Source organism: Vibrio sp. OPT20, from assembly GCF_963889365.1.
Lineage (GTDB): Bacteria > Pseudomonadota > Gammaproteobacteria > Enterobacterales > Vibrionaceae > Vibrio > Vibrio splendidus.
Genome location: NZ_CAWPOA010000031.1, coordinates 519435 through 541847 on the forward strand (window position 1 = coordinate 519435; position 22413 = coordinate 541847).

Genomic DNA, 22413 nt, shown 5'->3' on the forward strand with positions numbered 1-22413 from the left:
TGAGTTCGGTGTACCAGAAGACAATGATTGGCTGATTGGAGACGATACAGCTAAAAAAGATGCGTTGGCGGACGCTGAAGCTGATGTTGAAGTAATACCAGAACCAGTTGCTCCTGCTGTTGATTCTCAACTAGACGCTGAGCCTCAAGCAGAAACGGAACCGCAAGTTGACGCTACGGAACAAGCTGAAGTTCCAGGACAAGACAGCGAAGAAGAGTTCTCGTTTGATGACTTCGAACTTCCTGAGTTTAATGAAGAAGACGCGTTGGCAGAAGCAGATGTTGAAGCTGATGTAGAAGTAATACCAGAACCAGTTACTCCTGCTGTTGAACCTCAATTAGACGCTGAACCTCAAGCAGAAACGGCACCGCAAGTTGACGCTACGGAACAAGCTGAAGTTCTAGGACAAGACAGCGAAGAAGAGTTCTCGTTTGATGACTTCGAACTTCCTGAGTTTAATGAAGAAGACGCATTGGCAGAAGCCGATGCTGAAGCTGATGTAGAAGTAATACCAGAACCAGTTACTCCTGCTGTTGAACCTCAACTAGACGCTGAACCTCAAGCAGAAACGGCACCGAAAATTGAAGCTACGGAACAAGCTGAAGTTCAAGGGCAAGAAGACGAATTCTCGTTTGATGACTTCGAATTGCCAGAGTTTGGTGAAGAAGATGCATTGGCGGAAGTCGTTAGTGAGCCTGATGAAGCTCAGTTAGAGCAAGATCTCGCTCCTGAGGCAGAAAAGTTTGAGTTCGATGATCTTGACCTTCCTGAATATGACGAAGAAAGCGCAAAAGCAGACTCTGTTTTAGATGATATTGAGCAAAGCAGCGCAGAGCCAGTAGCGGAAGAAGAAGGCGTCGAGTTCGATGAGCTTGATTTGCCTGAATACGGTGAAGACGAAGCCATCTCAGATGCATTTGCAGAGAAGCCGACACCACTGACTTCTTTTAGTCCTCAAGGTGAAGAGCAAGATGCGTTGCATGATTTGTTCTCAAACCCGCAAAGCTTTAGTCACGCTGACGACTTCTCCGATACAGAGGGTTTCTCGGACGAAGCAGGGTTCTCAGATGCAGAAGAACCTGAACTGGCAGCGTTCGCACAACCAGATGATTCACCGAGTTCATCTTCAGGATTAAATTCAACGCCTTTAGAATCAAACTCAGCACCTACAGCGCTTCAAGACGAACCACTAGAAGGCTTTGACGATTTTGATGAAACAGCATTGGCTGAGTTGCTTTCAGAAGATGTACAAGACTCAGTCGACAATATGTTTGAGAAGCCATTAGATGCAACGTCGATTGACAGTGCAGGGCTCGATATCGATGCGATGCTTGAAGTTGGCGGTGAAGATTGGAAAGGCTTTAACTTAGCTCCAGAGCAGCAATCAAGCATGCACAATGGTGTTCCTGACGATCAACAAGAGATTTGGGCATCGGCTGAAAAACAAGCTGAACCTAAAATTAAAGAAGAGAATTGGGGTCAACAAGATAATCTAACAGAGTCGGGTAACAGTCGTGATAAGCAATACATGACGATTGACGAACTGATGGCTCAAGTAGAGCAAGAAGGCGAAGAAGCCATAAATCCAGATGATGAAGAGTTGAAGCTGGATGTTGGTCTCAATGAATTCCCTGATGTTATCGGTGATATCGGCAACTATGATGTCGACAACAATGCAGAAGCTGCTGGCAAGCTCGATTTGGCTAAAATCTATATCGAGATGAGTGATTCGCAAGGTGCAATTAAGCTTCTAGAAGAGGCGATAGTTGACGGGAGCGATGATATTCGTCGAGAGGCAAAGAATCTTATCGATACCTTAAACGGTCGATAAATTTAAAAAAATCATAAAGGGTAGCGTTGGCTACCCTTTATTTTTGGGTGAGCCCAAGCGCCTTTGTTTTATTTGGCTTCTTAAAACCACCGTCTAGGGCGGTAGTGATTGTTTATTGCAGTTTTAGCCCCATCCTATTTGGGCTAGCACTCATTTCCGTATATACTTCTTGCCCATTTTCAAAGAGAACAAGAACATGAAAATTGCTTTAGGTATTGAATATAACGGTACCCACTACTTTGGTTGGCAGCGCCAACGAGACGTGAAAAGTGTCCAAGAAGAATTGGAAAAGGCTCTTTCAGTTGTCGCGAATCATCCTGTAGAGGTTATGTGCGCAGGTCGTACAGATGCCGGTGTTCACGGTACGGGACAAGTCGTTCACTTTGAAACTAATGTTGATCGTAAAATGGTGGCATGGACAATGGGCGCGAATGCCAACATGCCAAAAGATATTGCGGTTCGTTGGGCGACAGAAGTGAATGAGGATTTCCACGCTCGTTTTTCTGCAACTGCTCGCCGTTATCGCTACATTATCTTTAATCATGCACTACGTCCTGGCATTCTGAATTCAGGCGTGAGCCATTACCATGGTCACCTTGATGAAAAAAAGATGCATGAAGCGGGTCAGTACTTGTTAGGCGAGAACGACTTCACTTCATTCAGAGCGACACATTGTCAATCTCGTAGTCCATGGAGAAACATGATTCACTTAAACGTGACTCGTCATGGACACTACATAGTGATCGATATTAAAGCGAATGCGTTTGTTCACCACATGGTGAGGAATATTACGGGTAGCCTAATTGCAGTAGGTAAAGGTGAGCAAAAACCAGAGTGGATCCAGTGGCTTTTAGAGGCTAAAGATCGAAAAGTGGCTGGCGCAACCGCCAAAGCGGAAGGCTTGTATCTGGTAGATGTTGATTATCCTGAACATTTTGAGTTACCACGAGAGCCAATTGGACCTCTGTTTTTACCGGATAATTTGAACTAAATGTGAGACTTAGGTTCAAAAAATATTACGGTTTCGTGCGTAAAATAGTGCCAGAAAATAGGTACAACCAGTTTTTTATCTACAGTCGCTGTTTTATGTGCTTTAATTCCCACGCATAATTCCCAAATTTATTTCTTTCGCAATCAAGCGTAAGAATCGAAACAAAAAGGTCTTCCATGAGTTGGCTTGAAAAGATTTTAGAAAAAAGCAACATCGTAACATCTCGTAAAGCGTCTATCCCTGAGGGTGTTTGGACTAAATGTACTTCTTGTGAGCAGGTTCTTTACCATGCTGAACTAGAGCGTAACCTAGAAGTGTGTCCAAAATGTGATCATCACATGCGCATGAAGGCACGTCGCCGTCTGGATACATTCCTAGATAAAGGTGAGCGCGTTGAACTAGGTGCTGATCTTGAGCCACAAGACAAACTGAAGTTTAAAGACTCTAAGCGCTACAAAGAACGTATCTCTACTGCTCAAAAGAACAGTGGTGAAACTGACGCGCTGATCGCAATGAAAGGTGAACTACTAGGTTTACCAATCGTAGCGTGTGCTTTTGAATTCTCATTTATGGGTGGTTCAATGGGCTCTGTTGTTGGTGCTCGTTTTGTGAAAGCGGTAGATGCGGCTATTGAGAACAACTGTGGTTTAGTTTGTTTCTCTGCAAGTGGTGGTGCTCGTATGCAAGAGGCATTGATGTCTCTAATGCAAATGGCAAAAACCAGTGCTGCTCTAGAGCGTTTATCTGCGAAAGGCCTACCGTTTGTTTCAGTAATGACTGATCCAACAATGGGTGGTGTTTCTGCGAGTTTGGCAATGCTTGGTGATATCAACATCGGTGAGCCAAAAGCGCTTATCGGTTTTGCTGGACGTCGTGTAATCGAACAAACTGTACGTGAAGACCTTCCTGAAGGTTTCCAACGCAGTGAGTTCCTACTAGACCACGGCGCTATCGACATGATCGTTGACCGTCGTGAGATGCGTCAGCGCGTTGCAAGCCTTGTTGCTAAAATGACCAACCAGCCTTCACCATTAGTAGTTTCTGTGAACGATTCACCGAATGAAGCTACTTATGAAGTACCAGAAGCGCCAGAAAAAGGGTAAAGTACCTTCTAACAAACCTACTTAATCATGGTTATGAGTTAGATGAGTCAACAACCTATTCCTCAAGCCACATCCTCTTTGGAGATGTGGCTTGATTATTTATCAAACATCCACACAAGCGCTATTGATCTTGGATTAGACCGAGTTCAGGCCGTCGCCTCTAAGGCAAACCTCACCAAACCTGCTCAACACGTTATTACTGTTGCCGGAACTAATGGCAAAGGCTCAACATGTGCACTAATGGAAGCTATTCTGTTGGATGCTGGTTACTCAGTTGGTGTCTACAGTTCTCCTCACTTAATTCGCTATAACGAACGTGTTCGTATTAACGGCCAAGATCTATCCGATGAAAAGATGGTTCAGTCTTTCAATTTCATTGAGAAAGAGCGCGGCGAGATCAGCCTGAGCTTTTTCGAATATGGGACTTTAGCGGCGTTACGTGCTTTTCAAACTGAAGCGGTTGATGTTGTGTTATTAGAAGTGGGTCTAGGTGGACGCCTAGATGCGACGAATATCGTTGAGCATGATGTTTCTGTGATTACCAGTTTGGCTGTCGACCATGTTGATTGGCTAGGTGATGACATCAATGTGATTGGTTTTGAGAAAGCCGGTATTTATCGTAGCGGTAAGCCAGCTATCTGTGGTCAACCTAAACCACCAGCTACGGTTGCTGCTCACGCTGATGACATTAAGGCTGAGTTCTATCAGGTGGGTATTCAATACACCTATGATGTAGACGGCGATACTTGGAACTGGCGCAGTGGTGCATTCCAACTAGAATCACTGCCTATTCCAAGTCTGCCGCTACCTAACGCAGCAACAGCATTGATGGCATTAGGTACTTCAGAACTTAGCATTAGCGATGTGAACATCGTTAATGGCATGAAGAACGCACAGCTACCTGGGCGTATGCAGAAAATTAGCGAACAACCCGTGATTGTGCTTGATGTTGCGCACAACCCGCATTCGGCTGAATACTTTGCGCAGCAAGTAACGAAGAAGTATGCAGGCAAAAATTTACACGTTGTAGTCGCCATGCTTCATGACAAAGATATCCCTGCGACATTGGAAGTATTAGCACCAATCACAACACATTGGTACCCAGCTTCGCTGAACGGCCCACGAGCCGCAACAGCTGCTGAATTGTGTCAAAGCCTACCTCAAGGCGTAGAGCAGCATTCAAACCCTGTAGCAGCGTTTGAAGCGGCTTTAGCTTCTGTTAAAGGTGACGATGTTGTACTGGTGGTCGGTTCTTTCCATACTGTGGGTGAAGTATTGGAGCATTGGCAGAAAAAAGGAAACTAAATGGCAAGTAAATTCCAAAGCCGATTAGTCGGTACCATCATTTTAGTGGCCATTGGTGTGATTGTATTGCCCGATGTGCTGGATGGTAAGAAGCTCCACTATAAAGAAGAGTTTGCAAGCATTCCGATTAAGCCAGAGCTTGATAGTAATGTAGAAGTTTTTGAAGTACTCGACCCTGTTGAAGATCAGATTGCACTGCCGGATTCTCCGGTTGAGCGAGTGGTTGAAAGTGGTGTTGATAATTCAGATAAGCAAACTGCGTCGGCTTCCAGTAACAAAGAAGCGGATAAAGTGGCAGTCGTGGTTAAGCCAGTACCGGAAAAAAATGAATACCAAGACAGTGCTTGGATTATTCAATTGATGGCTTTGAAGAATGCTGACAACGCAAAAAACGTTGTTAAGGATCTGCAAAAGCGTGGTTACCAGGCTCACACCAAGCAAGAAAAAACGTTTACGCGAGTAATTATTGGCCCGGATGTCTCTAAATCCAAACTTGAGCGACAAATTAAGGAATTAGAAAAAATTACGGGTTCAAAAGGCCAGTTGCTCAAATTTAAACCGTTAAATCCATAAGAAAACGTTTGCGTCAGCATTTTTTCTGTTAAAATGCGCGCCAACTTAAGATGAAGAATTCATGAATTGGTTAGATTTTGTCATTTTAGGCGTGATCGGCTTCTCTGCCGTGATCAGTTTAGTTCGCGGTTTCGCTAAAGAAGCGTTATCACTTGTTATTTGGTTTGGAGCATTTTTTATTGCTAGCCAGTACTACGCTAAATTAGCCATGTACTTCACCAATATCGAAGATGAGATGTTTCGAAACGGAACTGCGATAGCAGCATTATTTGTTGCAACGTTAGTTGTCGGTGCCTTAGTTAACTATGTCATCGGTCAGCTAGTTCAGAAAACAGGCCTGTCGGGTACAGACAGAATCCTCGGTGTCGTCTTTGGCGGTTTACGTGGTGTTCTGATTGTCTCTGCAGTGTTGTTTTTCATGGATGCGTTTACTGCATTCCCAAGTTCTGAGTGGTGGGAGAATTCGCAGTTGGTTCCGGAGTTTAGCCGAATCATTGCGCCGTTCTTTGAGCATTTACAAGCAACATCTAGTTTCTTATCTGGCGCGCTTTAGCGCCAGTTAATGTCGAAAATCGAGGATTAGGACATGTGTGGTATTGTTGGAATCGTGGGTTCAACACCTGTAAACCAGTCTATTTATGACGCTTTAACGGTATTGCAGCATCGTGGCCAAGATGCCGCTGGTATTTGTACCATAGAAAGCAATCGTTTCCGTCTGCGTAAGGCGAACGGTTTAGTTAAAGATGTTTTTGAAGCAAAACACATGCAACGCCTCCAAGGTAACGTGGGTATAGGTCATGTTCGTTATCCTACAGCGGGAAGCTCGAGTGCTTCTGAAGCGCAGCCTTTCTACGTAAACTCTCCTTTTGGTATCACGTTGGCGCACAACGGCAACCTAACGAATGCAAGTGAAGTTCGTGAGAAGTTGTTCGAAAAAGACCGTCGTCATGTCAACACAACCTCTGATTCTGAAGTTCTGCTGAACGTATTGGCTCATGAAATCGATACTGTTAAAGGTAATGTGACTTCAGAAGATGTGTTCCGCGCCGTTGCAAACGTGCACCGTACTATTCGTGGTGCTTACGCAGTGACAGCGATGATCATCGGCCACGGTATGATCGCATTCCGTGACCCACATGGTATTCGTCCACTGTGTCTTGGTAAGCGTGAAATTAACGGTAAAACAGAGTACATGGTTGCATCTGAATCGGTAGCGTTAGACGCTGTTGGTTTTGATTTTATGCGCGATGTTGCCCCTGGTGAAGCTATCTACGCAACATTCAATGGTGAGCTATTCACTAAACAATGCGCAGATAACCCACAGTTAAATCCATGTATTTTCGAGTTTGTTTATTTTGCTCGTCCTGATTCATTCATTGATAAAATTTCGGTTTACAGCGCACGCGTTGAGATGGGTGAGATGTTAGGCAAGCGTATTAAAGAAGAGTACGCAGACTTAGACATTGACGTGGTAATTCCAATCCCTGAAACATCGAATGATATTGCTCTACGAATTGCTCAAGCGATCAATAAGCCATATCGTCAAGGTTTCGTGAAAAACCGCTATGTTGGCCGCACGTTTATCATGCCTGGTCAGCAACAGCGTAAGAAGTCGGTTCGCCGTAAGCTCAACGCAATTCGTTCTGAGTTTAAAGGTAAGAACGTTCTATTGGTTGATGATTCTATTGTTCGTGGCACGACATCAGAGCAGATCATTGAGATGGCTCGTGATTCTGGCGCAAGCAAAGTCTTCATGGTTTCTGCTGCTCCTGAGGTTCGTTTCCCGAACGTTTACGGCATCGATATGCCGAGCGCGACGGAGCTTATTGCTCATGGCCGTGATAACGAAACGATTTGTAAGCAGATCGGCGCAGACGCTTTGATTTTCCAAACGCTACCAGACTTAATCTCTGCAGTAGGTATGGGTAATCAAGACATCTCTCGTTTTGATACATCCGTATTCAACGGCGAGTATGTAACGGGCGATATCGACCAAGCGTACCTTGATTTCCTAGACTCTTTACGTAATGACGATTCAAAGGTTGAGCGTGAGATCCAACAAGATCTCGCGAACCTAGAGTTACATAACGAAGGCGCTTAGCGTACTCATAAAAAATGAGTAATAAAAAACCAGAGCATCGGCTCTGGTTTTTTTGTTTGCGGGGGAAGGGGATTGAATCTTAGTGAATGTGGTATGCGATCACAAAATCGATAAACAATCTAACCTTCTCTGGCAGGTGGTCTTTGTGGTTATAAAGCATGTAAATATCACGAGGGTTAGCACTCCAGTCTTCTAAGACTTGCACTAAGCTGCCATCTTCAATGTATTCACGGATCATCACGTCAGGCATTAGGGTGATACCTAGGCCTTCTGAACAGGCTTGTCTTACGACATTAAGCGCATTCGCGTTGAAACGACCTTTCTCGCTATTCACGACCGTCTCTTCATTCGAATTACTCAGCTGCCACTTAATCAGCGGATAGCCTTTAAGTAGCGAATGATTTGCGAGCTCTTCTGCATGACTTGGTGCCGGGTTCTTCGCTAAGTAGTCAGGACTCGCGATAAGAATATCCTTCACTTCACTGATCTTTCTTGCGATTAAGCTTGAATCACGCTGCGGGCCGACTCTGAAAATGACGTCCCACTCAGTTGGATCAAGCTGATCAGCTTGGTTGTTCATCATCAGCTCAATATTGATATCAGGGTATTGAGTCATGAATTCACTGAACATCGGCATCATCATGCGCTTGGTCAGGTTTGAGGGGGCGGTAATGCGAATCTTCCCTGAAGCACCCTTACACACGTCAGTGAGTTCTTCTGCAGTAGAAGATAGACGTTGTAGTAACGGTGAGCATTCATTGAAAAAACGTTCGCCAGCCTCTGTTAAAGAGAGTTTACGCGCGTGTCTATTGAGAAGCCTTAGGTTCAAAGAGTCTTCTAGGGCTTGGATGCGTCGTGTAATGGTCGCAACCGGAATCATAGTCTTGCGCGATGTTGCGGTGTAGCTCCCATTTTCAACGACAAGTCGAAAGAGGTTTAAATCATCTAATTTCATAAATCCAGACACATTTGTTTACAATCTCATCTAATTTATACGTAATATTGAGATCAATGTTTGCGTTACGTCAACTCGTTGCACTATTTACCAGTATTCCAACCCTTGTCACGAATTACCAGTAAAGAGTGAACATTTGTGTATTTAGTATTTTATTACTAAGTTTTATATTAGTTCTTAGAACAGATAACAATAATAATTCGACTTAGTTTTGTGAGGTTAGAGATTATGTACAAAACTCACAGTCAGCCAGTTATGACCTCGGCTCAGGAAGTTCTCAATCAAAAATGCGTTATGTTGGTTGATGATGATCCTATTTTTCGCCGGATAACCAGCGCGTACTTAGACAAGATTGGTTATAAAGTGGTTGAGGCTGAAAATGGGCTGGACGCTCTGCAAAAGCTTAGAGACTCAGCGCCAGATTTAATTGTGTGTGACTTATCAATGCCGATACTGGATGGCATTGAGCTTGTAGAAGAGCTCAGTTTAGAGTATCCGTCACTGCCTATGATCGTTGTGTCTGGCACTGATGATATGTCTGATGTGGCGAAAGCATTACGATTTGGTATCAAAGACTTTTTAGCGAAACCTCTAGAGGATCACGGTCACTTAGGAAGTGCGATTGCGAATACATTGACAGATTCGTTCGATAACATTTCAGATCAACGAGATTTTTCAAGCCAATGGTTCTGCGTTGATGACGGTGGCGAGATTCCTGAAGACCAAGAGTTGCATTGGCATCTAAACTACCTGCAAGATAACCCGAGTGCTGCAAGAGACTTATTGCACGCGCTGCTTCCAGAGAAAGACACACGACAAGGCTCATGGCGTTGCAGTTACCGTTTACTGCAATCAACAGAAATGATGCCGCTTGTGTTTGATTATGCGTGGATGATGAACGGGCAGTTTGCTTTCTACCTCGTCGATTCGTCGTCTTCTGATAACGGCGGCTCAGCGGCCACATTGTTGGTGAGAGCGTTATTCCACGATTACATCAGAAATAGAAAAGATTTTAACGTTGATCTCAAAGATATTGCGGAAATTTTGGAGAAGGGGATTCGTTGCTCTAAATGTTCAACCCCTGTGAATGCTTTGTTTGGTGTTGCTGATCTTGCTGTGGGAACTATCTCTATTTTACCTGCGGGTTTAGATGGACAATGGTCAAATGGCGAATTGAATCAACATATTGCGGCGGGCGAGCGCTTGGGTGAGAACTGTAAGAAGAACTTCATTACGCGGGATCTTCCGATTGAACAAGGCTGCCAGTTATCATTGAGCCTGCTTGGATCGGCCAGCTTTAGTTTAGACATACACCAAGGGTCCACTGATTAACCCTATATTTCCTCGGTTTTTGTGAATAATTGATTAAGGTATAGTTGCGCAAATGGTGTGGCTATGCCTTTTTTGTTAAATGTCGATTTAGCAAAGCGGGTTTGGTTCGCCAGGTACTTACCTTTACTAACAAAAACAAGAAGCAATCATGGCAGATAACAAAGACTTTCAAGACCCGTTTAATGTATTCTATTTTTTAGGATTTTTAGCCGCATTTTTAGCGATTCCATTACTACCAGCAACCCTAACGTTGATCCGAGTATTCAATGGTTACGCAGCATTCTAGTTAAGCTATCGTCGCCGATGGTGATAGCTAACTCAAGGAGGCCACAATTAGCGTTCGAGTTTTAAGCCTCAATATTGCTGGTGGCCTTTGTATCATTCTTGCAGTTCTAGGGATCGTTTTACCCGTTCTGCCAACCACGCCTTTTCTCCTTCTTGCCAGTGCATGTTTCATGCGAAGCAACCCCAAAGTTCACCAATGGATGCATGAGCATAAAACGCTCGGTCCGTTATTGAACAATTGGTATCAACACGGTGCTGTGACCAAACAAGTTAAAACGCGTGGCGTGTTCTTTATCTTGTTGAGTTTTGCGTTATCGATCTACTTTGCCCCGATCATTTGGGTCAAGGTTTTCCTAATTTGTGTACTTGTTATTCTTCTCACATGGTTTATGCGACTTCCAACCCATGAGTTGGTTGCTGACAGCAAAGAAAATCACTACCATTAAGCCAGTGTGCCTGCTTGTATAGCGGGCGTTTATTATTTCAGCAATCAGAGTTATGACTCTCGTTGCAATGAATACCAATCGTACCTTTCCTTAATTCCGAGCGTTGATGTTTGATTCGTTAACGAGAGTTTGGAAAGCGGCCTAATGAAGTGCATAAGATTATGAACACAGAAAAAATCTCTCTGATCAAAGCAAGCATCAAAAGCATTCCTGATTACCCTAAAGCGGGTATTTTGTTCCGTGACGTAACAAGCTTGATGGAAGATCCTGCCGCGTACAAAGCGACAATCGACCTGTTAGTAGACACATACAAGGGCATGGGCTTTACTAAGATCGTTGGTACTGAAGCTCGTGGTTTCCTATTTGGTGCGCCTCTTGCTCTTGAGCTAGGTGTCGGCTTCATCCCCGTTCGTAAACCGGGCAAGTTGCCTCGTCAAACTGTGGCACAATCTTATGAGCTTGAGTACGGCACTGATACGCTAGAAATCCATACCGATGCTATCGTTGAAGGCGATAAAGTGCTGATGGTTGATGACTTGCTAGCAACAGGCGGTACGATTGAAGCGACAACAAAGCTGATTCGTCAGCTTGGTGGTGTGGTAGAACACGCTGCATTTGTTATTAACCTTCCAGAAATCGGTGGTGACAAGCGCTTACAAGGCTTAGGTCTAGAAGTGTTTAGCATCTGCGAATTCGACGGTCACTAATCCTTTTCGGAATTATTCATGAGCTATCTTGCGTTAGCGCGAAAATGGCGACCAACCAAATTCAAAGAAGTGGTTGGTCAAGCCCATGTTTTAACAGCATTAGAGAATGCCCTTAGCCAAAATAGGTTGCATCACGCTTACCTATTCAGCGGTACACGAGGTGTCGGTAAAACGACCATCGGCCGTTTGTTTGCGAAGGGACTCAACTGTGAAACAGGCATTACTTCAACCCCTTGTGGTGAGTGTGCAACCTGCAAAGAGATCGATGAAGGTCGTTTTGTTGACCTGCTCGAGATCGATGCTGCCTCACGTACTAAGGTAGAAGATACCCGCGAGCTTCTGGACAATGTTCAGTACAAGCCTGCACGTGGTCGCTTCAAGGTTTACCTAATCGATGAAGTACACATGCTGTCTAGGCACAGCTTTAACGCGCTTCTAAAGACCTTAGAAGAGCCGCCTGAGTATGTGAAGTTCTTGCTCGCAACGACGGATCCGCAAAAGCTTCCTGTGACGATATTGTCGCGTTGTCTGCAATTCCACCTTAAGCCGATTAGCGTTGATAATATCCACGAGCAACTCGATCATATTCTTGAACAAGAAAATGTGACGTCTGAACCTCGTGCGCTTGGAATGATTGCTCATGCCGCTGATGGCAGTATGCGTGACGCTCTTAGCCTAACAGACCAAGCTATCGCATTAGGTAATGGCAATGTAGTGACAGGCACTGTTGCTCACATGCTTGGTACGCTGGATACAGACCAAGCGATTCACCTACTTGAAGCGATTAGCAGTAAACAACCACAATTAACGATGGCTTGCATTCAAGCTCTTGCTGAAAATGGCGTTGAGTGGGATGGATTGTTGAGTCAACTTGCGGCTCAATTACACCGTTTGGCAATGTATCAAGCTCTGCCGTCTACTTTAGACAAGGCTCAGCCTGATGCTGAAAGGCTAGAACTGCTGAGCAAAGCGTTAAGCCCGCAAGACATCCAACTCTACTACCAGATAGTGCTGAAAGGGCGTCAAGACTTGCCATTATCGCCAACCGCTCGTGTTGGTATTGAGATGGTGGTTCTGCGTATGTTGGCATTCAGACCTGCTGAGCAAACTGTTGCTACGGCTATCTCGACTGAGTCGACTAGCCCAGCGCCTGCTCCTGCAGCTCAGAACCAGGTTCAGAATGTTGCTCAGCCAGTGAGTCAAGCTGCGCCAATGGCCGCTCCGAGACCGTCAGCTCAGGCTCTAGCGGTTTCACAGCCTCAAGTGCCTCAGCAAGCTCCTGTTCAGCAGCAGCCTGTGCAGAAGCCGCCGCCGCAGAATCAGAACCAATATTCAGATTCGCAAGGTTACGCTGATCATTCAGGCAACCAAGGTTATCCAGAACAGGATTACCCGCACAGTCAGTATGACGCGCCACCTGCTTATGATGAGCGTCCAAGCTACGGCACAGAGCAGCCGATGAGTCCCATGACTCAGCAAGCTAATTATCAGAATCAAGAGCAGCCAAATGTTGCTCCCGTTGCACCTTCTGTTCCACCTGTTCCTTCTGCTTCGCAAGAGCAACCAGCGCGTGCAACTTCGCCTGTGAGTGGTTTACGTCACCAATTGCGTTCTCAACGTAGAGGTGGTGCAGCAACAGAAAACAAAGGTTCGGCGCCAAAAAAGGCTAAAGCGACACCAGCTAAAACTTCAGTTCTTGACCGAGTTGCTCAGCAACACGGTGGTTCTGAGCGGGTGTCGCCAGCTTCTTTAACCGCCTCTTCGACAGAAAATGTGACCAACGATAATGAACCTTATCGCTGGAAACCGTCTAAACCTGTAGTGAAAGAGGTGAGCAAAGAGCTTACACCTACTCAGATCAAGCGTGCGTTAGAGCATATTAAGACACCAGAAATGGTCGATAAATTGCTTCAAGAGTCGATTGTTCAAGATGAATGGTCCGCCACGATTCAAAAGCTAGAGACAGCCAAGCTTGTTGAACAGTTAGCATTGAACTCAGTATTTACTAAGATTGACACATCAATCACCTTAACGTTAAGGGCGAGCCAGGCTCACTTGAATACGGACCGTGCACAGAGTGAGCTATTACAGTCTCTCAATACTGTGCTTGGAGAAGAGTGTCATTTGAGTGTGGAAATCGGCGATGGTGGAGAAACGCCGCTAGAACTGCGAGAAAGATTGTATCAAAGCAAGTTGAAAGACGCGTTTACCAGTTTGGAAAACGATGCCAACGTACAGTTTATCGAAAGACGTTTTGCTGCCGAGTTGGATCGAGACAGCGTTCGTCCAATATAGTGTTCCTCCAATATCGATATGCCTTTCATTTAGTGATGGGCATATCATCCTTGGAAAGCAAATCAGAGAACTGAACTCGAGGGGTTGAATCACAGTGTTTTAACCCCCATTTAAGCCCTTAGTAGCTTAAATGATTTTAATAAACCAATTAGACCAGAGAGTAATAACATGTTTGGTAAAGGCGGTATGGGCAACATGATGAAGCAAGCCCAGCAAATGCAAGAACGCATGCAAAAGCTTCAAGAAGAAATCGCAAATATGGAAGTTACAGGTGAGTCAGGTGCTGGCCTTGTAAAAATTACGATTACTGGTAGTCACAGTGTTCGTCGCGTTGATATCGATGAAAGCCTAATGGAAGACGATAAAGAGATGCTTGAAGATCTTATCGCAGCCGCTTTCAACGATGCAGCTCGTCGTGTTGAAGAGACTCAAAAAGAGAAAATGGCTGGCGTAACTGGTGGGATGCAACTTCCACCAGGTATGAAAATGCCTTTCTAAGCGACTTATTTATAAGAGACTTGTCTCTTCCAACGGCTTGTTCTTGAATAAGCCGTTATTTAAAGTTAGAACGGTTAAATATGCGTACCAGTCATATGCTGGAGCATTTGATGGAGGCCTTACGTTGTCTACCTGGGGTTGGCCCCAAGTCGGCGCAGCGTATGGCCTTTCATTTGTTACAGCGCGATAGAAAAGGCGGCCTACAGTTGGCTGAAGCTCTTAGCCAAGCAATGACCGAAATTGGTCATTGTAATGAGTGCCGTACTTTTACTGAAGAAGATACTTGTCACATTTGTACCAATCCTAAACGTCAGGATAACGGTCAAATTTGTGTAGTAGAGAGCCCTGCAGACATTGCAGCCATTGAAGCAACTGGCCAATATTCAGGTCGTTACTTTGTGCTTATGGGGCATCTTTCACCACTTGATGGTATCGGTCCAAGTGATATCGGTCTCGATGTATTGGATTACCGTTTACGTCGTGGTGATATCACTGAAGTAATTCTAGCGACTAACCCGACAGTAGAAGGGGAAGCAACAGCGCATTACATTGCTGAGCTATGTAATGCCCATGAAGTGAACGCTAGCCGTATCGCCCATGGTGTTCCCGTCGGTGGTGAGCTAGAGCTGGTGGATGGCACCACGCTTTCGCACTCCTTACTCGGTCGTCATAAGATCTAAAAAAGCCGCTTGGTGAATCATCACTAAGCGGCTTTTTCTTTTTTGTTATAAAGCTCTATTCTGAAACGCGTCTACTCTAAAACCTTTTTAAACGATTAATCAGAGCCACGCACGGCTTTGTAAATCGCAGCACCAATCACGGCGCCAATAATCGGTGCAATCCAGAATAGCCATAATTGCGAAACAGCCCAGTCCCCAACAAATACGGCTACGCCAGTACTTCGAGCAGGGTTCACAGAGGTATTAGTGACGGGGATACTGATAAGGTGGATCAAGGTTAAACAAAAACCAATCGCGATAGGTGCAAATCCAGCCGGTGCTTTCGAATCGGTTGCCCCCATGATCACGAATAGGAACACCATAGTCATGACCACTTCACACACGAGTGCTGCGGTTAGCGAATAGCCACCCGGTGAGTGTTCACCGTAACCATTCGAAGCAAAGCCTGATGAGACAACGTCAAAACCTGCTTGACCTGAAGCAATCACAAATAGTACGCCGCCCGCGATAATACCGCCAATCACTTGGGCAATAATATAAGGCGCAACATCCTTGCCATCAAAGCGACCACCACTCCATAGACCGATGGTGACAGCAGGGTTAAGGTGGCAACCGGATATATGACCAATAGCGAAAGCCATAGTGAGTACGGTTAAACCAAAGGCAAGGGAAACTCCGAGTAGACCAATTCCCACATCAGGGAAAGCCGCGGCTAAGACGGCACTACCACAACCACCTAACACCAACCAAAACGTACCGAACATTTCTGCGATATACTTATTCATAACTATCCTTATTAATCTTTACCAGTATCAATAAGATAGTTTAGATCTATCAAAGTTGTGAAATCTTGGGCATATATAAGAAGAAAAGTATTGTTAGGTTATTGCTTCGAGCTCAATAAGGTTATCAAGCGCTTCTTGGTCTGTTTTACCACAGATGATAGGGCAGGCTTTGAACTGGTGACATACCTTCGGGCGTGAAGGTTGACCAAATAATTTGCATAGATCTTGCTCATTTAATTGAATGCAGCGTACGCCAGCAGGCTTACCATTAGGCATTCCAGGAATAGCAGATGTAATACTTGGAGCGATACAACAAGCTCCACAACCTAGGCGACATTCCATCAAATTAAACTCACTAAATAACAGGGTGCGCGATAGTAGCAAAAAATGATGAGAGTGACAGCTGTTGATTGAATCAAAGAATGAACAATTATTATCCTTGAACTTTTTATGGGCTAGCGGTATAACACGCACCCCAGTAAAAGAGTAAGAAGTAATCCTATGACGAATCCATTTTGGCAAGAAAAGGCACTAGAGCAAATGACCGAGAACGAGTGGGAATCACTGTGTGACGGTTGTGGTAAGTGTTGCCTGCATAAACTAATGGATGAAGATAGTGATGAAGTTTACTACACCAACGTGGCGTGCAGCTGGTTAAACGACAAAACATGTTCTTGTAAAGACTACCCGAACCGCTTCACTTCAGGTGAAGAGTGTTTGAAGCTGACTCGTGACAAGATTCATGAATTCCATTGGCTACCTGATACTTGTGCTTACCGTCTTCTATCTGAATCTAAGCCGATTCCTGAGTGGCACCCATTGATTACGGGTTCTAAATCAGAGATGCATGCTGCAGGTGAGAGTGTTCGTAACAAAGTGGTATACGAAATCGATGTTGTCGATTGGGAAGACCACATCTTGAATCACCCAAACCGTTAGTTATTCTAAAAACAGCCGCTCTTGAGCGGCTGTTTTGCTATTTGGCGTCGCCCAAATTTAAAACTTACTCACTTACTTACTTAGCTTAAAGGCTTAAAGGCTTTAAACAAAAAACGCCCCGAAGGGCGCTAAAGTTAAACGAGCAAAAAAGATTCAGGCTAGTTTACTTGTTGTTTAATGTATTCACCCAGTTCTGAGTGGTGCATGATTTTCGAAACTGGCAGTATCTTTTCAGCAGGACCCCAAGCAAACACGTTCACTGGTGTGTGAGTGTGTGTACCTGTACCCCAAACGATGTTTTGGCCGGTTGCTTGTTCACGAGCAAGCAGGTTGCCACGGTCGTTATAAGGGAAGAATGCATCAAAATCGTTGATAGCAGGCACTTCTTCTGCCGACAAGTATTTGTGCTGAGCCAATCGGTATGGATTCGGCTTACTGGCTAACACGTTTTTTGCTTGTTCAGCAGTGATAGGGAACTCACTGTTTTTGTTGACGATCTCAGCCAGTTTTTCAGGTGTTTGCAGCGATTTATCCAACTTCTGAAATTCGCTGATCATGCCGTAGTAGCTTTGCTTCTGATTGTATAAACCATCAAGAATGTCGAATGCGCCAAAGTTAAAGTTGGGTGCATAGTCGCGATCGGCGAAGGCTTCGCCAGAACGCTTCTGTGGTTTTGGTAGGTCGTTAGAAGAGTAGCTGAAACCGAAAGAGCCTGTTTCGTGGTCTGCGGTCACAATCACGATCGTGTCTTCACGATCTTTTGCCCATTCATACACCGTTTGGATCGCTTCATCAAACTTGAGCAGTTCATGCAGCATGGTACCTGCATCGTTACTGTGTCCCGCCCAGTCGATTTGGCCACCTTCGACCATTAGGAAAAAGCCATCTTCATCTTTGGATAGGATGTTGAGCGCTTTTTGTGTCATCTCTTTCAGGCTTGGTTGAGTTCGTTCGCCACTCTTTTTCTTGTTGCTGTAAGCGATGCCATCATCCATGCCTGAGTAGGCGAATAGGCCAAGTAGTTTATCGCCCTTAGCGTCGTCTAGCATGTTGCGATTAAACGCCAGTTGGTAGCCGTTTGTCTCTGCTTCAGTCAGCAGGTTACGGTCGTCTTTACGCTTCGATTTTAGGTAAACATCACCTTGAGTCAGTTTCTCAAGTTGCTTATAGGTTTCACCTTTGTCGTTGGTCGATTTAGGGATCCAATGACGTAGTCCTCCAGAGAGCATCACATCAGCGCCCGTTGCTAACATGTCAGATGCAATTTGATTCTCTAAAGAACGGTGAGGTTGGTGAGCGGCGAAAGAAGCAGGGGTCGCGTGAGTTAAGCGCGTGTCGGAAACTAAGCCGGTCGCTTTGCCTGCTTTTTTGGCTTTCTCAAGTACTGTCTCAACATGGTTACCCTGGGAATCGATACCGATCACTTCTGAACCGCTGTAGATACCCGTTGCAAGCATGGTCGCAGAGCAAGCTGAATCCACTACGATTGCGTCTTCCGGATGCGTTAGGGATGAACCAATAACCCCTTCTTGAGCAAGTTGATAAATGGCCGTTTTGTTCCCTTTATAGATGGAATTTGGCGCTTGGTTTGCGTAGGTTTCCAATAAGCCAACTTGCTGAGGTCCCATGCCGTCGCCGATCATCAGAATGACATTTTTGATTTCTGCTGAAAGTACGTTGAATGAGAGTGTAGAGGTTACCACTGCGGTAACAATTGGTTTCATAAAGTGCTTCATTAGTTATCCCTTTTTATATAAGCGGGATGATTAGAACACCGATTTGTGTCAAAGTCGTTTCATATTTGTTTCATCAATATGAAATTGAGCAATAACTCAAATTTTTAGAAAAACATAAAAAAAGGCTCACATTTCTGTGAGCCTTTGTCGTATTTAGGAGAGTCCAAATAAATGGACTGTGTCATGGCTAATGTCAAGCAAGCGGCAGTTCTGCAACCACCTGATTGAACGCGACTCGAGCTTTCTGAGCTTGCTCTGATAACTCAACTTTTTTCGCTTGAGCTGTGCTTAGGTTGTTTTCAGCCTGCTCAAGTGCTTGTTGTAGGTTTTCAGGAAGCTCATGTGTTTCCATTTGTGCACCCTGTTCAAGAACATAAGCGCGGATTTCTTTCTTCACATCAGCAAGGGCTTTATAAGCTTCACGTTCAAGTTCTGCGGCTTCTTGTGCTGCGTCTTTCTCTTTCTCGAACTGTGCCAGTGCCATCCCTTCTGCCGACCATGGATCCATGTCTGGCAGCTCTTCGATGTTAATCGTCGGCTCGATGTAACTCTCTTGGTGACGTAAATCGAGGCTCGTTGCACGAACGGCTGAGATCATCAACATCACAGAGATAGCCAGTAGCGGTAAGCCACCAACAATCGCAGCCGTTTGAAGCGTGCTTAGACCGCCCAAGAACATCAGAATCGTTGGTAAGAACGACAGTGTGAATGCCCAGAACATACGGTTCCAACGCATTGGCTCTTCGGTCACGTTGTTCTGAACCACAGAAGCCAAAATGTAAGAGATAGAGTCAAAGGTTGTCGCAGTAAAAATAATACACAACAGTGTAAATACGGCGATCACTAACGTGCTCATTGGCAGTTGTGCCAGCATCGAGAAGATAGCTTTGGTTGCGCCTTCTTCGTTTAGGATTGCAACGACATCTAGCTCACCAGATAACTGTAGGGATAAACCGTAGTTACCTAAGATCATGAAGAATAAGAAACAACCTAATGAACCAAAGAAGATAGAGCCTGACACCATTTGTTTAATGGTTCTGCCGCGAGAGATACGCGCAACAAACAGGCCCATGCTTGGTGCAAAAACTAGCCACCATGCCCAGTAGAAAATGGTCCAATCTTGTGGGAAATGGGTATTTTCGAACGTACCGTAGCCGCCGAATGGTTCAGCCCACGTTGCCATCACAAAGAAGTTAGACAATAGGCGACCAATCGAGTCTAGACCCGTTTCAAGCATGAAAATCGTTGGGCCAGCGATTAGGACGAATATCAATAAGCCCATTGCGCCCCAGAAGTTGATGTTACTGAGGATCTTGATGCCTTTTTCCAAACCCGCATACGATGAGTATGCGAATATCGCAGTACAAACCAGAAGCACCATAACTTGAGTGACGTTATTTTTTGGTAGGCCGAATAAGTGGTTAAGACCTTCAGTAATAAGAGGTGCTGCTAAACCTAACGTTGTTGCTGCGCCACCTAATAGACCAAAGATGAATAGGATATCTACAACTTTACCTGCAACGCCGCGGCTATGGTGTTCACCCAATACTGGCATCAATGCACTAGAAATTTTTAGTACAGGTTGTTTACGTACATAGAAAAAGTAGGCAATTGGAATAGCAGGGATTAGGTAAATAGACCAAGCAATTGGACCCCAGTGGAATAAACCATAGGTCGCAGCCCAACGAACGGCTTCTTCACTGCCGGGTTCTAGTTGAAAAGGCGGTGATTGGTAGTAGTAAGCCCACTCGATACAGCCCCAGTACAAGATACTTGCCCCGATACCACCACAGAAAAGCATTGCTGCCCATGAAGCGGTTTTAAATTCAGGTTCTTCATCGGCTTCACCCAGTTTAATTTGTCCCATATCACTGAACACAACGTAAACCATGAAGGCACAAGCTGCGAGTCCAAGCGCTAGGTACAAGAAACCAAGTTGGTCTGTCATAAAGGTTTTAGCGACCGCGATCCAGTCTGCTCCTTGCGTCGGGAACATAATCAGCGGGAAGATGATCGTGAGTAGGAGTGCTATCGCACCAAAAAAGGTTGGCTTATCAATAAGCGCAAAAGAGTTTTTCACGAGTATTATTCCATTAAAATGAGAGCGGAATTATGTCGTGAACTCGTTTTTTAGGACAAATCAGGTCTGTTGTCGTGACGACAAATCGATTTTTGCAATGAAAGAGGCTCAGAGCAATAGGGACAATGTAAGCAGTGCTGTACAAACAATGCACGTGGTGCAGTGAAAGGAATGCCGTAAAGGAAAGTAAGGCTATATAAGAGCGAGAAGAATACCACCAACCGTTGCCGCTGCGGATAAGTATTGCCCTGCTGAATAAGAACCATCGTCCTCTTCTTCAATCTTATCTGGGTGATCCATACCTAATGCGCCGTGAGCAAATGACTCAACCTTATCAGTAACGGTCGCGTTTTCAGCTTCGACTTTCTTGGCTTCTTTATCGATTTCTTTAAGGGCAGATAATAGGGCTTTGCCCTCATCGGAAAGCTTAACGGTGTTTTGCTCAACCTTAAGAGGTGCAGGCTTGTCAGCTTCAGTGCTTTTAGCTTGTGCGTTCATTTGCGAAGGTGAATACAGCTGAGTGTTACTCGTTCCTACTGGCGTCATATCGCTCTCCTTACCTATCCTTAAATATAGTATCGGCAGAGGTGTGAAAAACTTGTGCATTTAATCACCGTGGTGATGTTTTTTTATTCGCACAATATATCTTCGTCTGCTTAATCAAAACTGCTTGGTAATTAAGCAATTCCTATGCCGATATCAATATTTATCTTAGGGCGCGATTGAACAAGCTTTTAATTTGCCAGACTTGTAGCATGCCAGACCTAAACTTGAATAAGATTAAGTCTGGATAGCGAGTTTAGTCGCACTTGAGATCGGATCCGCGCTTAGATAGGTGCTTGTATGCCTTCATTCGGTTCTCTTTCTTAACAAAGCGAGCCGGTGGCGAGAGAACTTCAAGCTGATAGTCACTGCTATCCGATGAGATCGCTTCAACTGGGCTGATGATGGCAATTTTCAAATCAGGGTTACGACGTAGAATCGATGCTGCCGTGCCTAAACCACCTTCGGTGTGGAACTTACCGGCCACATGAATCATTTGTTGGTCTGGGTTTGATGCGAGGTAATCAACAATCGACTCTGCCATGGTTTCGTCCCATGTGACTTGAGCCGCAAACTGTTTTTCTGTTTGCTCTGGTGTTCCGTGATGCATCGAAGCCATGAACTTTTCTTTATAAGGGCTATCGCCAGTATCCACTTCTGAAGCAATCCATTGACGTTGTTCCGTCGTTAGCTGATCTAGATAGGATAATCCTTTACGGCCGATACACTGTACAAAGGGTTTTGGTGCGTTTGCCGCAATGACATCGACGTTATTGGTTTTAGCGAACTCCACTAACGCGCGGTAATCACTTTCGTAATTTGGCCAAGCAGCCGCTTGAGACATAAGAACTTGTTCGCCAATCTCATCATTTAGATATTGGTTTAATGTGTCTTGATGCTCTCGAGTGAATTGTTCCATTGAAAGCGCGATGTTTGATGTGGCGTTGCGGCGCGCTTTTAAAAAATCGGTTTGAAAGCGATGGATTGCCGAGTGAGTGTGCCATTCGCCAATAAGAACCACATCAGCGTCAATCAGCTGTTTAGGTAATGCATTGAGAGAAAGCGCTTCACCTTGTGGAGACGCGAATTGGTAGTCGTAGAATGTGGAAACGGCTTGCGTTTGCGTGTTAGCCACTTTTTGAGAAGTGCTGTTTGAAGGTTGATTAGCACAAGCTGTAAGCAGGGTCGCTAATCCGATAAGAATAATACGTTGCATGAAATGCCTCCT

22 protein-coding genes are annotated in these 22413 nt (G+C 44.9%); 15 read left to right on the forward strand and 7 right to left on the reverse strand.

The features are described from left to right. The 7 genes from AACR09_RS03520 to purF form a co-directional block, all read left to right on the forward strand. A partial coding sequence (locus tag AACR09_RS03520) for a FimV/HubP family polar landmark protein (RefSeq protein ID WP_322621722.1) occupies positions 1–1831 on the forward strand: 1831 nt, incomplete at its 5' end. Between the two features lie 196 nt (positions 1832–2027). Then, entirely contained in the window at positions 2028–2822 is a 795-nt protein-coding gene (gene truA / locus AACR09_RS03525; RefSeq protein WP_004734161.1) for a tRNA pseudouridine(38-40) synthase TruA, read from the forward strand. Between the two features lie 176 nt (positions 2823–2998). Beyond that, entirely contained in the window at positions 2999–3925 is a 927-nt protein-coding gene (accD, locus tag AACR09_RS03530) for an acetyl-CoA carboxylase, carboxyltransferase subunit beta (protein WP_004734162.1), read from the forward strand. Positions 3926–3967: 42 nt separating this feature from the next. Continuing rightward, entirely contained in the window at positions 3968–5230 is a 1263-nt protein-coding gene (gene folC / locus AACR09_RS03535; RefSeq protein ID WP_004734163.1) for a bifunctional tetrahydrofolate synthase/dihydrofolate synthase, read from the forward strand. After that, positions 5231–5803 (forward strand): SPOR domain-containing protein, encoded by a 573-nt coding sequence (locus AACR09_RS03540; protein WP_017084069.1) that lies wholly within the window; start codon positions 5231–5233, stop codon positions 5801–5803. It begins immediately after the preceding gene. Positions 5804–5864: 61 nt separating this feature from the next. Continuing rightward, on the forward strand, positions 5865–6356 hold the full coding sequence (locus AACR09_RS03545; protein WP_004734165.1) for a CvpA family protein: 492 nt from the start codon (positions 5865–5867) through the stop codon (positions 6354–6356). A 33-nt stretch (positions 6357–6389) separates the two neighbouring features. Beyond that, entirely contained in the window at positions 6390–7904 is a 1515-nt protein-coding gene (gene purF, locus AACR09_RS03550) for an amidophosphoribosyltransferase (RefSeq protein ID WP_004734166.1), read from the forward strand. Positions 7905–7983: 79 nt separating this feature from the next. Here the strand turns inward: purF and AACR09_RS03555 are convergent, their stop codons facing one another. Then, a complete protein-coding gene (locus tag AACR09_RS03555) occupies positions 7984–8859 on the reverse strand; it encodes a LysR family transcriptional regulator (RefSeq protein ID WP_004734167.1) in 876 nt (291 codons plus the stop codon). A 228-nt stretch (positions 8860–9087) separates the two neighbouring features. Here AACR09_RS03555 and AACR09_RS03560 point away from each other — a divergent pair, with 228 nt between their 5' ends. The 7 genes from AACR09_RS03560 to recR all read left to right on the forward strand — a co-directional run bounded on the left by AACR09_RS03560 (position 9088) and on the right by recR (position 15102). Continuing rightward, positions 9088–10191, forward strand: coding sequence for a response regulator (locus AACR09_RS03560; protein ID WP_004734168.1), 1104 nt, complete (start codon positions 9088–9090; stop codon positions 10189–10191). A 148-nt stretch (positions 10192–10339) separates the two neighbouring features. Next, positions 10340–10477 carry a hypothetical protein gene (locus AACR09_RS03565; protein ID WP_193836016.1) on the forward strand — a complete coding sequence of 46 codons (138 nt, stop codon included), beginning with the start codon at positions 10340–10342 and terminating at the stop codon, positions 10475–10477. Between the two features lie 73 nt (positions 10478–10550). After that, positions 10551–10922 (forward strand): YbaN family protein, encoded by a 372-nt coding sequence (locus AACR09_RS03570; protein ID WP_029406342.1) that lies wholly within the window; start codon positions 10551–10553, stop codon positions 10920–10922. A gap of 161 nt (positions 10923–11083) precedes the next feature. Continuing rightward, positions 11084–11629 (forward strand): adenine phosphoribosyltransferase, encoded by a 546-nt coding sequence (apt, locus tag AACR09_RS03575; protein ID WP_004734171.1) that lies wholly within the window; start codon positions 11084–11086, stop codon positions 11627–11629. An 18-nt stretch (positions 11630–11647) separates the two neighbouring features. Next, complete coding sequence (dnaX, locus tag AACR09_RS03580; RefSeq protein WP_193836017.1) at positions 11648–13924, forward strand: DNA polymerase III subunit gamma/tau; 2277 nt, start codon at positions 11648–11650, stop codon at positions 13922–13924. Between the two features lie 168 nt (positions 13925–14092). Then, positions 14093–14422, forward strand: a complete 330-nt coding sequence (locus AACR09_RS03585; RefSeq protein ID WP_004734156.1) for a YbaB/EbfC family nucleoid-associated protein — start codon at positions 14093–14095, stop codon at positions 14420–14422. Between the two features lie 80 nt (positions 14423–14502). After that, on the forward strand, positions 14503–15102 hold the full coding sequence (recR, locus tag AACR09_RS03590) for a recombination mediator RecR (RefSeq protein WP_017111149.1): 600 nt from the start codon (positions 14503–14505) through the stop codon (positions 15100–15102). A gap of 95 nt (positions 15103–15197) precedes the next feature. On the opposite strand, the gene aqpZ is transcribed toward recR, so the two are convergent. Then, positions 15198–15887, reverse strand: a complete 690-nt coding sequence (aqpZ, locus tag AACR09_RS03595; protein WP_151417010.1) for an aquaporin Z — start codon at positions 15885–15887, stop codon at positions 15198–15200. A gap of 93 nt (positions 15888–15980) precedes the next feature. Continuing rightward, a complete protein-coding gene (locus AACR09_RS03600) occupies positions 15981–16229 on the reverse strand; it encodes a YkgJ family cysteine cluster protein (RefSeq protein ID WP_004734153.1) in 249 nt (82 codons plus the stop codon). A 159-nt stretch (positions 16230–16388) separates the two neighbouring features. Here AACR09_RS03600 and AACR09_RS03605 point away from each other — a divergent pair, with 159 nt between their 5' ends. Next, positions 16389–16826, forward strand: coding sequence for a YcgN family cysteine cluster protein (locus tag AACR09_RS03605; RefSeq protein ID WP_193836018.1), 438 nt, complete (start codon positions 16389–16391; stop codon positions 16824–16826). A 158-nt stretch (positions 16827–16984) separates the two neighbouring features. Here AACR09_RS03605 and AACR09_RS03610 read toward each other — a convergent pair whose 3' ends face one another. The 4 genes from AACR09_RS03610 to AACR09_RS03625 form a co-directional block, all read right to left on the reverse strand. Beyond that, positions 16985–18562 (reverse strand): alkaline phosphatase, encoded by a 1578-nt coding sequence (locus tag AACR09_RS03610; protein WP_065605219.1) that lies wholly within the window; start codon positions 18560–18562, stop codon positions 16985–16987. 193 nt (positions 18563–18755) lie between these two features. Next, positions 18756–20642 carry a BCCT family transporter gene (locus tag AACR09_RS03615; RefSeq protein ID WP_017079506.1) on the reverse strand — a complete coding sequence of 629 codons (1887 nt, stop codon included), beginning with the start codon at positions 20640–20642 and terminating at the stop codon, positions 18756–18758. A gap of 192 nt (positions 20643–20834) precedes the next feature. Further along, a complete protein-coding gene (locus AACR09_RS03620) occupies positions 20835–21188 on the reverse strand; it encodes a hypothetical protein (RefSeq protein ID WP_102487481.1) in 354 nt (117 codons plus the stop codon). 253 nt (positions 21189–21441) lie between these two features. Further along, entirely contained in the window at positions 21442–22401 is a 960-nt protein-coding gene (locus tag AACR09_RS03625) for a ChaN family lipoprotein (RefSeq protein ID WP_193836019.1), read from the reverse strand. Positions 22402–22413 lie beyond the last annotated feature (12 nt).